Consider the following 13025-nt stretch of genomic DNA (forward strand, 5'->3'; position numbering starts at 1 on the left):
GCCCGCACGCCCGGGCCGCGACCCGATCCGCGCCGGCCGCGACGCGCTGCTCGCCTCGCTGGAGCGCCCCATCCAGCCGACGGGCGGCACCCGCAGCCTGGAGCCGATGTCCACCGAGCCGCGCCGCCCCGCGGCGGTGCAGCCCTCGGCGTTCGACGACGACCGCGACGTGGCCCAGCAGGTCCCGGCGGTCCCGTCGCTCGCCGTGCTGCGCCCCCGTCGCGGCCCGGCGGTCACCGACGCCCCGACCGAGGACGCGCCGGCCGCCGAGAAGCCCCGCAAGCGCGCCCCCAGCTGGGACGACGTCCTTTTCGGCGGCGCACCCACCGCCCGCGACGCCTGACCCACCACCGCGGACAGTCGCCTTCGCGGACGTCGCCCAGGTCGTCCAGCCCTCCGCACCGGCACGCCGCGAACACTTCGGACGGCAGCGCGACTCGCCACTTGTGCACATATGGCGAGGTAGGCGCGTCGACCTCGCCATATGTGCACAAGTGGTTGCTCCGGGACATCCTGATGCCGCCAACTGTGCACATGTGGCGGTCCCGCCCGGGGTCGGTTCCGCCAGATGTGCACAGTTGGCGAGAGCTGCGCCGCGGGTGCCCGCCAAAAGCTCACATCTAGCGAGCGCCGGGCGCTGCGGACTCACCAAAAGCGCACATCTAGCGAGCACCGGGCATTGCGGACTCACCAAAAGCGCACATCTAGCGAGCACCGGGCATTGCGGACTCACCAAAAGCGCACATCTAGCGAGCACCGGGCATTGNTATTGGCGGGCCTGGCCGGGCCCCCACCGCCAGAAGTGCACATCTGGTGGAACGGCGCGACCTCGACTTCGCCGGGCGTGCACAGCGACTCCTTGGCGGGCGGCGTGCTCTCCCAGCTCACCAAAGACGGCCCCTGGCGGGGTGAGCAGGTGCAGCACCGCGTGGCGGGGGTACCTGCCGGAACGAGATCACGGAAGGCATCGTCCATGCCGTCGAGCCGCCCGATGACGAGCTGATCCTGCGACTGCTTGAAGATCGTCGGGGCCGGCGTCACAACCGTGGCCGAGGCGGCCTTCCAGGACCGGGCCTAGTGTCCCCGACTCGAATGGCTCACCGGTGTCGCCGACGTGCGCGTCATCCACTGCCACGTCGGCGATCCCACGCGCCGCGCGCATCACCAGTGATGTCCCACCTGGCAGTTTCCAACGGCCCGGCTGGCCGTGCCTGGAGGAGATCGTCGCGTTCGTCGACGCCTGGAGACCAAGTGGGGCCCAGCTGCCGTCCCTACAGCTGGGCCCCACCGCATCATCGGATGCCTTGGTCACAGCGCTCACCGCGACCTATTTGCCGGCCGTCCACCACGGACCGTCGGGATTTATATTGCCGGCCCTGCGTTACGAGGTTCTTTCGGCACCGTTGCTAACCGCGCTCATTTGCCCCACCGAGTGTGACGGTGCCCACGTTGGCGGAGAAAAGACGGGTGTAGCGGGGCTTCGGACCGAGTTCGCTGGCATATAGATGCACGTCATTGACGTTCCACGGCGGGCCCGCGTAGCTCCGCAGCGCCTCGATGTCGGCGGCCAGAGCGTCGGGCGGGAGGCGGTCTGCGGGGCGGGCGATCGTCAGGTGCGGCTTGAAGGACCTGTCGTCGATCGGAAGTTTCGCGCGGCGCAGCTCGCGACGGACGGCCGTGGCAAGCGCGCCGAGCCACTCGACGTCCCCCGCGACGCCGGCCCACAACACCGTGAAGCGGCCCTTGTTGAACTTCCCGCCGCCCGCGATCCGCAGGCTCATCGAGGCACCGGCGAAGGGTGCCGCCGCGTGGGCCAGGGCTTCCTCAGCGTCGGCCCGGTCCGCGGCCGGCACCTCGCCGATGAACGCGAGCGTGACGTGCCAGGCGTCGCGCCTGGTCAGCCGCAGCGAGCCGCCCGGCGGGGTGGGACGGGCCACGGCGAGGCCGTCGACCAGGTCACCCAGGTCGGCGACCGCCGCCTGGTCCGGGTCGACGGCCACGAAGAGCCGCAGCGTGTCCGCGGTGCTCACTGCGTCGCGGCCACCAGCACGCGCCGGAAGGCCGTCAGGTCGCCCGTGGTGGTCACAGCGCCGTCGCCGGCCCGGTTCCACAGCCACAGGAGTACGTCGTCGGGCTCGCCGGACACGGTCGCCGCCGACGGCGTACTCCCATCGGGGGTGACCGTGACGCCGTCCGCGGAGATCTCCACCGACCAGGCCCGATCGCCCGCGCTGACGTGCACTGTCGCGCCGGCTGCGGCCGCCAGCGCCTCGGCGAACTCCTCGGCCCAGGCGCGCGAGCCGTAGGACACGAAGGCGACCAGGAACTCGTCGATGCCGTCGAGGGCCAGGTCGGTCGGGATCGGCGCGATGGGGACGCCGGCACCCAGCTCGGCGTCGACGCGGTGGATGACCGTCTCCTGCGCCATCCGGCGGACCCAGAAGCCGACGGTCTGGTCCGGCTCGTACCACGTGTAGGCGGACGTGGTCGGCGGGCGGGCGGCGAACTCGGCGGTGAGCTCGGTGTACGCGCGCTCGAGCAGCGGCAAGGGCTCCTCGCCGCCCGTCTCCGGCGGCCACTCCTGCGGGCGGCCGTACTTCATACAGGCCACCTTGTGCAGATAGACCATCGCGACGTGGTCGACGAGCTCGGCGACGGTCCAGTCGGGGCAGCTGGGCACGGGGGCGCTGAGGTCCGCGCCCGCCGCGACCTTGCGCAGGCGGGTGTAGTCCTCCTCGAGGCATTCCCGCAGTCGATCGTTGTCCATGCCTGTTAGCGTGCCACGCCGGGCTGACAGATCAACTAGCGCACTGCGGGGCGAGCCGCGGGAACACACATCGTGCGGGCCTCGCCGACGTGCATCCGCACGGGGTGCAGGTGCACGTGGACCCGCAGATCGCGCCGCCAGCAGCGGTACGCGAACGCGACGCCCGCCGCCACCAGGGACGCCAGGCCCCCGACCCACACGCTGGGACGCGGCCCGAACGTGCTCGACAGCCAGCCCACGAGCAGTGCGCCGAGCGGCGTTGTGCCGAGGAACACCATGACGTACAGGGCCATGACCCGCCCGCGCAGCGCGGCGTCGGTGCCGAGCTGGACGCGCTGGTTGGCGGCCTGCGCGAAGTAGACCATGAAGAACCCGGTCGGCAGCAGCAGCACGACCATGCTGGCGAACGTGGGCGCGAACCCGACCGCCGTCTCCAGCGCACCGAAGATGGCGGCCGAGCCGAGCACCGTGGCGGAGGTGGGTCGGGCGCGCCGCTGGGTGCTGGCCAGCGCCCCGCCGAGCGCGCCGACCGCGAGGGCGGTGGTCAGCAGCCCGAACTGGGCGGCCCCGGTCTCGAAGACCGTCTTGGCGATCAGGGCCAGGGTGAGCTGGAAGTTGAACCCGAGCAGGCCGATGACCAGCACGAGCGCGATGGGCAGGGCCAGGTCGGGGCGACGCCAGACATAGCGCAGGCCGTCGACGATGCGCGGTGCCGGGCCGTCCTTGGCGACCTTCAGGCCGTCGCGGAAGAGGTCGGCCGGGCGCATGAACCACAGGCCGGCCAGCGCGGCGACGTAGCTGATCCCGTTGATCAGGAAGACCGGGCCGACGTCGAACGCGGCGACGGCGACACCGGCCACGGCCGGGCCGACGATGCGGGCGGTGTTGAACGCGGTGGCGTTGAGCGAGATCGCGTTCGGCAGCAGCTTCGGGCCGACGAGCTCGGAGACGAACGCCTGGCGTACGGGCGTCTCAACGGCGTTCACCAGCCCCAACAGGAACGCGAACACGTAGATCGCGCCGAGGGTGACCCCGCCGCTGAGGACGAGCACGCCCATGCCGATCGCGAGAACGGTCCAGATGGCGTTCGCGATGAGCAGCAGGACCCGCTTGTCGTACCGGTCGGCGAGCTTGCCGCCGTAGAGGGTGAACAGCAGCACGGGGGCGAACTGCAGCGCGGTGACCGCGCCGAGCGCGGCGGCGGAGTTGTCGGTGTGGTCGAGGACCAGCCAGTCCTGGCCGATCGCCTGCATCCACCAGCCGATGAGCGAGACCAGCTGACCGGTGAAGAAGAGCCGGTAGTTGCGGACCTTGAGGGATAGGAACGTGGAGTTGAGCCGTGCCTGCACGGGGTGGTTGCGCCTCCTTGAGGTCAGTCCTTGGCGAGTCGGTTGAAGATCTCGGCGGCCCGCTGCACCGTGTCGCGCTCCTCGGGGGAGAGGGCGGCGAGCTGCCTGGCGAGCCACTCGTCGCGGGCCCGCCGGTACTCGGCGAGCATGTCCCGGCCGGCCTGGGACGGGGCGAGCACGACCTGCCGCCCGTCGGTGGGGTGCGGGGTGCGCTGCACGAAGCCCCGCTCCTCCAGCTTGGCCACGATGCGGGTCATGGTCGGTGGCTGGACGCGCTCGGTCTCGGCCAGCTCGCGCGGGGTCATGGCGCCGGCCGCGTCGAGGCTGAGCAGCGCCGAGAGCTGCGCGACCGTCGTCTCGCCGAGCGGCCGGGTGCGACGCAGCCGGCGGTTGAGCCGGGTGATCGCGTCGCGCACCTCCATGGCCAACTGGGTGGCCGGAGTGCGCCGGGAAGAGGGAGCCATCACAATCGTTAGCTTAACTAATAAGCATGGCTAACGACATTCGATTTTTCCTGTGATGGCGGCCACCGGGCTTCCGATATACCCTCGGGGGGTATGAGCACCCACACCTCATGGCGGGTCGCCGCCGCCGCGACCCGCCACTGCCTCACCGGCTGCGCCATCGGCGAGGTGCTCGGCATGATCATCGGTACGGCCGCCGGCTGGCCCGACGCTGCCACGGTCGCCCTGTCCGTGGCCCTGGCCTTCGTCTTCGGGTACGCCCTCACGCTGCGCGGGGTGCTCCGCGGCGGGTTGACGCTGGGCGCGGCGATCAAGGTCGCCCTGGCCGCCGACACGGTCTCCATCGCCGTCATGGAGATCGTCGACAATGCCGTCATGCTCGTCGTCCCCGGCGCGATGGCGGCCGGCCCGGCCAGCGGGCTGTTCTGGGCGAGCCTGGCGTTCTCACTCGCCGTGGCGTTCGTGGTCACCCTTCCGGTGAACCGGTGGCTGATCGGGCGAGGGCTCGGCCACGCCGTGATACACCAGCACCACCATCACTGATCCCGGCGCTGTACCCTGTCGCCCGTGGCAGAAGGCGAGCGACCCGAGGTCAAACCCCTCGACCCCCCGATGGTCCCGTTCGCCGTGGCCGGGATCATCGCGTTCGCGATCGCCTTCGTGGTCCTCTTCCTCTTCCGCGACACCCTGAAGGCCAACGGCCACGAGGACTGGCTCTGGATCGCCCTGGCGGGCTTCCTCTGGGGCTTCCCCGGCCTGGCGGTCATGTTCCGCCACGACGCCAACCGCCGCCGTCGACGCGACGCGGCGTAGGTTTCCCGGCGTTTGGGCCCTTGCGTGCGTTACTACGCGCGAAATTCCCCGCCTGACGGGTCCCAAACGCCGGCTGTCAGCCGTGGCCGTATGGTTCCGGGGGGGATTGCTGGTCTACCGAGCCTGCGGCGCGGCTTACCGCTACCGATTCGACCTCGCTGTCGTCGAAGACCGTGGGGAGCTCCTCGACCGGGGCCGCCGACTCCAGCAGAACCTCGGAGTGGGCGCCGCAGCCGTGGTCGGCGCTCACCACGCGGCCGTCGTCGGGGGCGAACAGGTTGCCGCACGCCCCGAACACCGACCGCATCGAGCCGGCCAGCGGCAGGTAGAAGCCGCACGTGCCGCAGCGGGCATCGCGCGGGGCGGCCGTCGAGATGGGGGCCTGCGGGCCGTGATCGCCGTCGTACCACCGCTGGGCGGCGTCCTCGCGACCCAGCCGGGACATCACGCGCGGCCGTCCCAACCCGAGATCCCAGCTCACGTCCTCGACGGCCGGGTCGTCGGACAGCACGTACCCAGGGGCGAGGCGGTCGTCATCCTCGGTCGTCGGCAGCAGGTCGCCGACGCCCAGGTCGCCGGGCTGGAGCCGCTCCGTCCACGGCACCCACACGGGGGCGAGCAGGGCGCCGGAGCCGGGGAGCAGCACCGACTCGCAGATCGTGACCTGCTTGCTGCGGGCGACCCGGGCGACCGTGACCGCCCAGCGCCACCCCTTGTAACCACCGAGCGTGCACGCGAAGTAGTGCGTGACGACCCGCTCACCCTCAGCGACCGCTTCGAGGTGCTCGCCGATAGCGTCGGCGTCAACGGCCGACCTCGCCAGGTCGACCGCGGCCGCGCAGGCCGAGTCGAGCTTGGCGCGGGGCTCAGCTTTGGCGCGGGTCGGCTGCTGGTCCGCGCTGGTCGTCGTCACGGTGCCCAATGTAGTCGCCACGCCGCCGGGTCCGCGCCTCGGGTCACCACGGAGAGTACGCGCCACCGCGCGCCCCGTCCGACTCGTATTGGGTGGCAGAGCGCTCTGCTACCCAATACGAGGCCCCGCTCGGCGCGACGCGGCGCGCGTCGGGCGCGCGGCGTCCGGGTCGGATAGCGCACTCCCGGCCCCCATGGGTAAGGATGGGGACATGCCGCTGTTGCGATCCGTTGGCCGTGCGGTCGGCGCGACCGCCCGCGGCACCCGCGCCGCCGCGCGCGGGGTGCGCGTCACGGCCACCGGCGGGGCGCGCACGGGGCGCTGGGTCGCCCGCAACGTCCGCACCGCCCGTAACCTCGGCGGCGAGGGCAACATCGGCATGATGCGCCTGCTCGACCTGCACGCGGCGTCGTGCGCGGGCGACACCCTGATCATGATCGGGCTGGCGAGCACGATCTTCTTCGGCGTGCCGGTGGACGCGGCCCGGGGCCGGGTGGCGCTCTACCTGCTGGTCACGATGGTCCCGTTCGCACTGCTGGCGCCGCTGGTCGGGCCGCTGTTGGACCGTTTCCGCCACGGCCGGCGGTACGCCCTGGCGACGACGATGCTCGGTCGCGGCGTACTCGCCTGGGTCATCTCGGAGAACCTCGTCGGACTCTGGCTCTACCCCGCGGCCTTCGGGGTTCTGGTCCTGTCCCGGGCGTACGGCGTGGCGCGCAGCGCCGCCGTGCCCCGACTGCTGCCGCCCGGCATGGGGCTGTCGCAGGCAGGGGCGCGCGCCTCGGTGTTCGGCACCGCCGCCGGCGCCGCGGCCGGCCTGGTCGGCGGCCTGCTCTACTGGCTCGGCAACCCCTGGCCGCTGCGGCTGGCGACGCTGGTGTTCGCGATCGGCATGCTCATCGCCATGAACCTGCCGCCGCGCGCCGACTCCGACCCGCCCGAGGTGCTGCCGAAGATCTTCCAGCTGCCGTGGCGGCACGGCAACGGGCACGGCGGCAAGGTGCTCTCGGGCCGGCTGCTGGTGTCCACGATCGCGGGCAGCGCCACGCTGCGCGCCCTGTACGGCTTCCTGCTGCTGTTCTCCGCGTTCGCGGTGCGGTCCAGTGGCGGGCTGACGCTGAGCGTGTTCGGCGCCACCCTCGGCGCGGCGGCCGCGCTGGCGCTGGTCGGCGCGTCGCTGGGGTTCGGCACGTTCCTCGCCACGGCCGTCGGGGCGGGGCTGCGCATCCGTCGGCCCACCCGCGTGCAGTCCACCGGCCTGATCGTGGTGTCGACCCTCGCCGTGTACGCGACGCTGCGGGCCAGCATCGGCGCGCTCGTGCTGCTCTGCCTCGCCACGGCGGTCGCGAGCGGCCTGGCGAAGCTCGCCGTCGACGCCACGATCCAGGAGCGCGTGCCCGAACCCGTGCGCGCCAGCGCGTTCGCGCACGCCGAGACGCTGCTGATGCTGGCCTGGGTGGCCGGCGCCGCGATCGGCCTGGTGCCGTTCGGGGTGCGCTGGGGCCTCGGCCTCGCCGCCGGCGGCATCATCCTGGCGACGGCGCGGGCGTTCGTGGCGGGCTGGCGGCTGCGCGGCGACAAGCTCACCGGCCGCGCCGACGGCGCGCCGATCCCGGCGGAGACCCCGCCGGAAACCCGTCCGGCACCCCCGCCGGAAACCCCATCGCCGCAGGCCACACCCGTGTCCGTCGCGAAGGCCGGCCCCGGCGCGGAGGAACCTCCGCCGGGCTTTACGATCTATCGACCGTCGTCGCGGGACAGCGGCGTCGCGGACCCGCGGAGCGGCACGTGAAGAAGCTCGGACGGCTGCTCGGCCGGGACCGGGTCCTCATCGTCACGGCGGTGGAGGTCGAGCGGCAGGCGATCCTGCGCGGCCTCTCACTGCCCGACCACGTGCCGTTCGAGGACTCGCTCGCGGCCGGCGACCGGGTGGTCGTGGCCGCGGCCGGCGTGGGTGTGGCCGCAGCGGCGGCGGCGAGTGCCCGGTTCCTGACGATCGCGGAGATGGCCGGCGAGCCGTTCGACGCCGTCATCAACGCGGGGATCGCGGGTGGCTTCGCCGACCGGGTCGACGTCGGCGGCATGGTGATCGGGTCCCGCAGCGTGGCCGCCGACCTGGGCGCCGACTCCCCGGACGGGTTCCTCACGCTCGACGAGCTGGGCTTCGGCTCGTCCACGGTGACCGCCGACGAGGATCTGCTCAACGCCCTGCGCGCGACGCTCCCCGCCGCCCGGACGGGCGACGTGCTGACGCTGTCCACGGTCACGGGGACCACGGCGGCCATGGAGGTGCTCAACCGCCGCCACCCGGACGCCCTCGCCGAGGCGATGGAGGGGTACGGCGTCGCGACGGCCGCCGCCCAGGCCCGGGCGTCGTTCGTGGAGCTGCGGACGATCTCCAATCCGGTCGGCCCGCGCGACCGGGCCGCGTGGCGAATTCCCGCCGCGCTGGCGGCGTTGACGGCCGCGGCGGAGAAACTGGCTACCGTGACAGGGTGACCGACCTGCGCATCGCCTTCTCGCCCTGCCCGAACGACACCTTCGTCTTCCACGCGCTCGTGCACGGCCAGGTCCCCGGCGCTCCGCCGTTCGACGTCACGTACGCGGACGTGGACGTCACCAACACCGCGGCGCTGGACGGACGCTTCGACCTGGTGAAGGTGAGCTACGCCGCGCTGCCGTGGCTGCTCGACCAGTACGAGCTGCTGCCGTGCGGGGGCGCGCTCGGCCGGGGTTGCGGGCCGCTGGTGCTGGTGCGTGATGGATCGGATATTTCAGATTTGTCGGGTCTGACCGTCGCGGTGCCCGGCGAGCGCACCACGGCCTACCTGCTCATGCGCCTGTGGTCGGCCGCCAGGCCGCCGGCCGCCATCGAGGTCGTCCCGTTCGACAAGATCATGCCGGGGGTGGCGGCGGGCACCTGGGACGCCGGCCTGGTCATCCACGAGGCCCGCTTCACCTACCCGACGTACGGCCTGACCGCCCTCGCCGACCTCGGCGAATGGTGGGAGGGCGACACGGGCCTGCCCATCCCGCTCGGCGCGATCCTCGCCCGGCGCGGCGCCGTCGACCCGGCCGCCGCGACAGCCTGGGTCCGCGAGTCGGTGCGGCAGGCGTGGGACGCACCCGGAAACACCCGCGAGTACGTCATGGCGCACGCGCAGGAGATGAACCCGGACGTGGCGGCGGCCCACATCAAGCTCTACGTCAACGACTTCACCACGAACCTGGGCGACGAGGGCTACGCCGCGGTGAACGCCCTGCTCACCCGCGCCGCCAACGAGGGCCTGACCCCACCCACGCCACGGCTGACCCGCCTCCCCTGACCAGCACTCCGAGCAAACCGCGCTAACGCGCTGCGCGACGACCCCAAGATCAGGATTTCTGTACCGGAAACTCCGATCGTGAGGTAGTCGCTAGCCCGGCTCTGGGACGCGAGAACGACCCGAGCTGCGCGCCGATCAGCGATTTCGGAGCCGAGAACCATGATCGAACTGCGCTTTGCGCCGCAGATCGCGATCTTCCCGTCAGCGCCGGATGATCCAAGCGATCGAGATACCCGAAACGCCCTTCTTATGCGCTATTGCCAACCACGAACGCCGGACTCCCGTGCCAACCTCCCGCCAGATGCGCACATCTGGCGAGGTTGACACGGGCCCCGTGGACCAGATGCGCACAGTTGGCGGAGTAATCATGCGCGCGGCCCGCCAACTGTGAGCTATTGGCGAGGCGAGCGGCCTGCGGCTCGCCAGATGCGCACATCTGGCGGGCCTACCGACAGTCACTCCGCCACATGTTCACATCTGGCGAGCCAGGCACCGCTAGAGGCCGCCAACTGTGCCCATGTGGCGAGTCAGGAACCCGGAAACCCCGCTAACTGTGCGCATGTAGCGAGGTGCGAACGTGAACTCCCGGCAAACGCGCGCAACCGCCACGGCAGCCGAGCACCTGCGCCGCCGCACGGCGGAGGGTCAGATCTCCAGTTCGCGGGCGACCGCGTGGACCACTTGGGCGACCATCTGGGACGTCTTCTTGTCCGGGAAACGGTTACGGCGGAGGTCGGGCATGACCTTCGCCTCCAGGACCTTGATCATGTCCTCGATGAGGCCGTGCAGTTCCTCGGCCGGGCGGCGGCGCGCCTCGGCGACGGTGGTGGGCGCATCGAGGAGCTTGACCTGCAGCGCCTGGTTGCCCTTGCGGCTCTCCACGACGCCGAACTCGACCCGCTGGCCGGGGCTGAGCGCGTCGACACCGGCGGGCAGGGCGGCCTTGTGCACGAAGACGTCCCCACCGTCGTCGCTAGTGAGGAAACCGAATCCTTTGTCCGTGTCGTACCACTTGACTCGACCAGTCGGCACCGTAGACCCCAACCTCACCCCAGCGGACTATGAACCAGTCAAGGCTAACGACCCTCCGCGGACGTTCCCAACCGAGATCCGGCATGTCGCCCACGAAGGGACGCCGCGTAGTCGTTCAACCAGGCCGGGAAGTCGCGAAGATCGGCCAGGACGATGTCGGCGCCCGCCGACGTGAGGTCGTCCGGGCCCCAGTCGCCCGTGGTGACGCCCACGGCCGCCGCCCCGCCCGCCACCGCGGCCCGCATGTCGGCCGGGTGGTCGCCGACGTAGACGCCGACCCCGTGTTCCAGCAGGGCGGTCGTCTTGGTCTCCGCCCAGGCCCAGCCGACCACCTCGTCGACGACGAGGTCGAGGTGGTTGAGGTGCAGGCGCGCGTTCGGCGCGTACTTCCCGGTGATCACGATGACCCGCCCGGACCTCGCGCGCACCGCGGAGATCGACTCCCGCACGCCCGGCAGCGCGGGCGACGCGGCCACGGCATGCGAGGGGTAGAGGGCGCGGAACCGGTCGGCCATCGGCGCCACGTGCGCCTCCGGGAACCAGCGCGCCAGCTCCTCGTCGAGCGGCGGCCCGAGCCGGGTCACGGCCGCGTCGGCGTCGATGAAGACGCTCGTCTCGGCGCTGAGGGCCCGGTAGACGGCGGCGATCCCCGGCCGGCTGTCCACCAGGGTGAGATCAAGATCAAAACCAACGACGAGGGGCATGCCCCGAGAGTACGGGCGCGGTTAGTCCACTGTCGGGTGCCGATAGGTCAGCTCGGACGTCTCCAGCGGGAACGTGATGTCGTCACCGAACGGCGAGGCGGCACCCGCGCGGTCGAACGCGAACTCGCTGACCGGCAGGCGTCCGGGCTTCACGACCTTGGCGCGACTGCGCCGCCTGCCCTGCTGGTCCCCATCGGATCGACGTTCGGCCATGCCAGCCTTCTCCTCCGCGCGCGGTGATGTTGGGCACAGTGTTCCACAGCATCGGGCGCGCGGTCAGCATCGACGGCCGCCCACCCGACCCCAAGAACGGACCCGTTGCCGCTAGCGTTGATAGACGATGACCAGCAAGCTCGCCGACCAGCTCCGCGCGTCGCCCGACGCGGCCCTCGCGGCCCTGCTGAACCTCCGGCCCGACCTGATGGTTCCCCTGCCGGGCGACCTGTCCGCGCTCGCCGCACGGTCGCAGAGCCGCGTGTCGGTGGCGCGCGCCCTCGACGGGCTCGACCAGTTCGCCCTGGAGATCCTCGACGGGTTGCGCCTGGTGCGCGCCGATGGGGACGCGGCGTCGGTGGAGGCGCTGCTCGCGCTCGCCGTCGGCCCGGAGGTGGACAGCGCGGACGCGCTGCGCGCGATCCGTGCGCTGCGCGAGCGCTTCCTCGTGTACGGCGACGAGACCCAGCTCTACCTGGTCGCCGCGATCGACGAGGTCACCTCGGCGTACCCGGCCGGGCTGGGGCGGCCCGCCGCCGAGCTCGACGAGGCGGTCGCCTCGCTGGTGAACGACGCGGCCAAGCTGCGTCGCACGCTGCTGTCCGCGTCGCCGGAGGCGCGCGCGGTCCTCGACCGGCTTGCCGCCGGCCCGCCGATCGGCACGGTCCGTGGCGGCGCCCTGCGCGCGGCCGGCACCGGCGACGGGGACAGCCCCGTGCGGTGGCTGGTCGGCAAGCGCCTGCTCGTCGCGGTCAGCGACGACACGGTCGAGCTGCCCCGCGAGATCGGCCTGCTGCTCCGGCGCGACGCCGGCCCGCTCGGCACGCTGCACCCGCGGCCGCCGGAGGTCGCCGTGCAGGCCCGGCCGGTCCGGGCGGTCGACAACGCGGGGGCGGGGCAGGCGCTGGAGGCCGTCCGCCACCTCGACACGCTGCTCGCCGACCTGGCCGACACGCCGGCGCCGGTCCTCAAGGCGGGCGGGCTGGGCATCCGGGACCTGCGCCGGACAGCCAAGCAGGCGGGCACGAACGAGGCGGACACCGCCATGCTGCTGGAGATCGCGTACGCGGCGGGCCTGCTCGCGCCGAGCGAGCCGACCCGTACGGACGAGCAGCGCTGGCTGCCCACCCCGGCGTACGACCTGTGGCGCACGAGCCCGCTGCCGCAGCGCTGGGCGGTGCTGGGCCGCACCTGGCTCGCGATGACCCGCGCCCCGCACCTGGTGGGGCAGCGCGACGACAAGGACCGCGTGATCGGGCCGCTGGCGCCGGACATCACCCGGCTGGGCGCGCCCGGCGTGCGCCGCGGGGTCCTGAGCGTGCTGGCGGCCCTGCCGCCGGGCACCGGCCCGGAGGTCGAGGAGGTCCTCGCGCAGCTCGCGTGGCGGGCCCCGCGCCGCTACGGCACGGCGGCCGCGCCGGGCACCACGACGGTCATGGCCGGG

The 13025-nt window shown here is 72.3% G+C and carries 13 protein-coding genes and 2 pseudogenes; 7 read left to right on the plus strand and 8 right to left on the minus strand.

Annotated elements, in window-relative coordinates; all coding sequences use genetic code 11:
• Positions 1-343: pseudogene (locus tag ABD211_RS27800) on the plus strand (septation protein SepH); the annotation flags it as partial.
• 1063 nt (positions 344-1406) lie between these two features.
• Here the strand turns inward: ABD211_RS27800 and thpR are convergent.
• The 4 genes from thpR to ABD211_RS27820 are packed head-to-tail and all read right to left on the minus strand — an operon-like array spanning position 1407 to position 4580.
• Positions 1407-2030, minus strand: a complete 624-nt coding sequence (gene thpR, locus ABD211_RS27805; RefSeq protein ID WP_344138253.1) for an RNA 2',3'-cyclic phosphodiesterase — start codon at positions 2028-2030, stop codon at positions 1407-1409.
• On the minus strand, positions 2027-2767 hold the full coding sequence (locus ABD211_RS27810) for a maleylpyruvate isomerase family mycothiol-dependent enzyme (protein WP_344138255.1): 741 nt from the start codon (positions 2765-2767) through the stop codon (positions 2027-2029). Before ABD211_RS27810 ends, thpR begins: the two co-directional genes overlap by 4 nt.
• Positions 2768-2802: 35 nt before the next feature.
• Positions 2803-4116, minus strand: a complete 1314-nt coding sequence (locus ABD211_RS27815; protein ID WP_344138257.1) for an MFS transporter — start codon at positions 4114-4116, stop codon at positions 2803-2805.
• 23 nt (positions 4117-4139) lie between these two features.
• Positions 4140-4580 (minus strand): MarR family winged helix-turn-helix transcriptional regulator, encoded by a 441-nt coding sequence (locus tag ABD211_RS27820; RefSeq protein ID WP_344138277.1) that lies wholly within the window; start codon positions 4578-4580, stop codon positions 4140-4142.
• A 93-nt stretch (positions 4581-4673) separates the two neighbouring features.
• On the opposite strand from ABD211_RS27820, the gene ABD211_RS27825 reads away from it, so the two are divergent.
• Together ABD211_RS27825 and ABD211_RS27830 are read left to right on the plus strand one after the other, a co-directional pair.
• Entirely contained in the window at positions 4674-5123 is a 450-nt protein-coding gene (locus tag ABD211_RS27825) for a DUF4396 domain-containing protein (RefSeq protein WP_344138259.1), read from the plus strand.
• A gap of 24 nt (positions 5124-5147) precedes the next feature.
• Positions 5148-5393 (plus strand): DUF2530 domain-containing protein, encoded by a 246-nt coding sequence (locus tag ABD211_RS27830; protein ID WP_344138261.1) that lies wholly within the window; start codon positions 5148-5150, stop codon positions 5391-5393.
• A gap of 76 nt (positions 5394-5469) precedes the next feature.
• On the opposite strand, the gene ABD211_RS27835 is transcribed toward ABD211_RS27830, so the two are convergent.
• Positions 5470-6306 carry a DUF3027 domain-containing protein gene (locus ABD211_RS27835; RefSeq protein WP_344138263.1) on the minus strand — a complete coding sequence of 279 codons (837 nt, stop codon included), beginning with the start codon at positions 6304-6306 and terminating at the stop codon, positions 5470-5472.
• 211 nt (positions 6307-6517) lie between these two features.
• On the opposite strand from ABD211_RS27835, the gene ABD211_RS27840 reads away from it, so the two are divergent.
• The 3 genes from ABD211_RS27840 to ABD211_RS27850 are packed head-to-tail and all read left to right on the plus strand — an operon-like array spanning position 6518 to position 9632.
• The gene (locus ABD211_RS27840; RefSeq protein ID WP_344138265.1) at positions 6518-8098 is read left to right on the plus strand and encodes an MFS transporter; all 1581 of its coding nucleotides are present in this window, start codon (positions 6518-6520) and stop codon (positions 8096-8098) included.
• Entirely contained in the window at positions 8095-8805 is a 711-nt protein-coding gene (locus ABD211_RS27845; protein WP_344138267.1) for a futalosine hydrolase, read from the plus strand. The genes ABD211_RS27840 and ABD211_RS27845 overlap by 4 nt, the downstream gene beginning before the upstream one ends.
• A complete protein-coding gene (locus tag ABD211_RS27850) occupies positions 8802-9632 on the plus strand; it encodes a 1,4-dihydroxy-6-naphtoate synthase (protein WP_344138269.1) in 831 nt (276 codons plus the stop codon). The genes ABD211_RS27845 and ABD211_RS27850 overlap by 4 nt, the downstream gene beginning before the upstream one ends.
• Positions 9633-10277: 645 nt before the next feature.
• Here the strand turns inward: ABD211_RS27850 and ABD211_RS27855 are convergent.
• From ABD211_RS27855 to ABD211_RS27865, 3 genes are read right to left on the minus strand one after another with little or no spacing between them, the layout of a single operon-like run.
• Positions 10278-10664: a cold-shock protein gene (locus ABD211_RS27855; protein WP_344138271.1), complete on the minus strand. Its 387-nt coding sequence runs from the start codon at positions 10662-10664 to the stop codon at positions 10278-10280.
• Between the two features lie 44 nt (positions 10665-10708).
• A complete protein-coding gene (locus tag ABD211_RS27860) occupies positions 10709-11368 on the minus strand; it encodes an HAD family hydrolase (RefSeq protein ID WP_344138273.1) in 660 nt (219 codons plus the stop codon).
• Positions 11369-11389: 21 nt separating this feature from the next.
• Complete coding sequence (locus ABD211_RS27865; RefSeq protein WP_344138275.1) at positions 11390-11581, minus strand: hypothetical protein; 192 nt, start codon at positions 11579-11581, stop codon at positions 11390-11392.
• A gap of 127 nt (positions 11582-11708) precedes the next feature.
• Between ABD211_RS27865 and ABD211_RS27870 the strand changes: the two are divergent.
• Positions 11709-13025, plus strand: a pseudogene (locus ABD211_RS27870) (helicase-associated domain-containing protein); the annotation flags it as partial.

The sequence above is a fragment of the Luedemannella flava genome, from assembly GCF_039528515.1.
Taxonomy (GTDB): domain Bacteria; phylum Actinomycetota; class Actinomycetes; order Mycobacteriales; family Micromonosporaceae; genus Luedemannella; species Luedemannella flava.

What these genes read in the sequence shown, in the direction of transcription:
- ABD211_RS27810 (WP_344138255.1), bottom strand. Translation starts at nt 2,767, where the DNA reads ATGGACAACGATCGACTGCGGGAATGCCTCGAGGAGGACTACACCCGC.
- ABD211_RS27820 (WP_344138277.1), bottom strand. Translation starts at nt 4,580, where the DNA reads ATGGCTCCCTCTTCCCGGCGCACTCCGGCCACCCAGTTGGCCATGGAG.
- ABD211_RS27825 (WP_344138259.1), top strand. Translation starts at nt 4,674, where the DNA reads ATGAGCACCCACACCTCATGGCGGGTCGCCGCCGCCGCGACCCGCCAC.
- ABD211_RS27840 (WP_344138265.1), top strand. Translation starts at nt 6,518, where the DNA reads ATGCCGCTGTTGCGATCCGTTGGCCGTGCGGTCGGCGCGACCGCCCGC.
- ABD211_RS27860 (WP_344138273.1), bottom strand. Translation starts at nt 11,368, where the DNA reads ATGCCCCTCGTCGTTGGTTTTGATCTTGATCTCACCCTGGTGGACAGC.
- ABD211_RS27865 (WP_344138275.1), bottom strand. Translation starts at nt 11,581, where the DNA reads ATGGCCGAACGTCGATCCGATGGGGACCAGCAGGGCAGGCGGCGCAGT.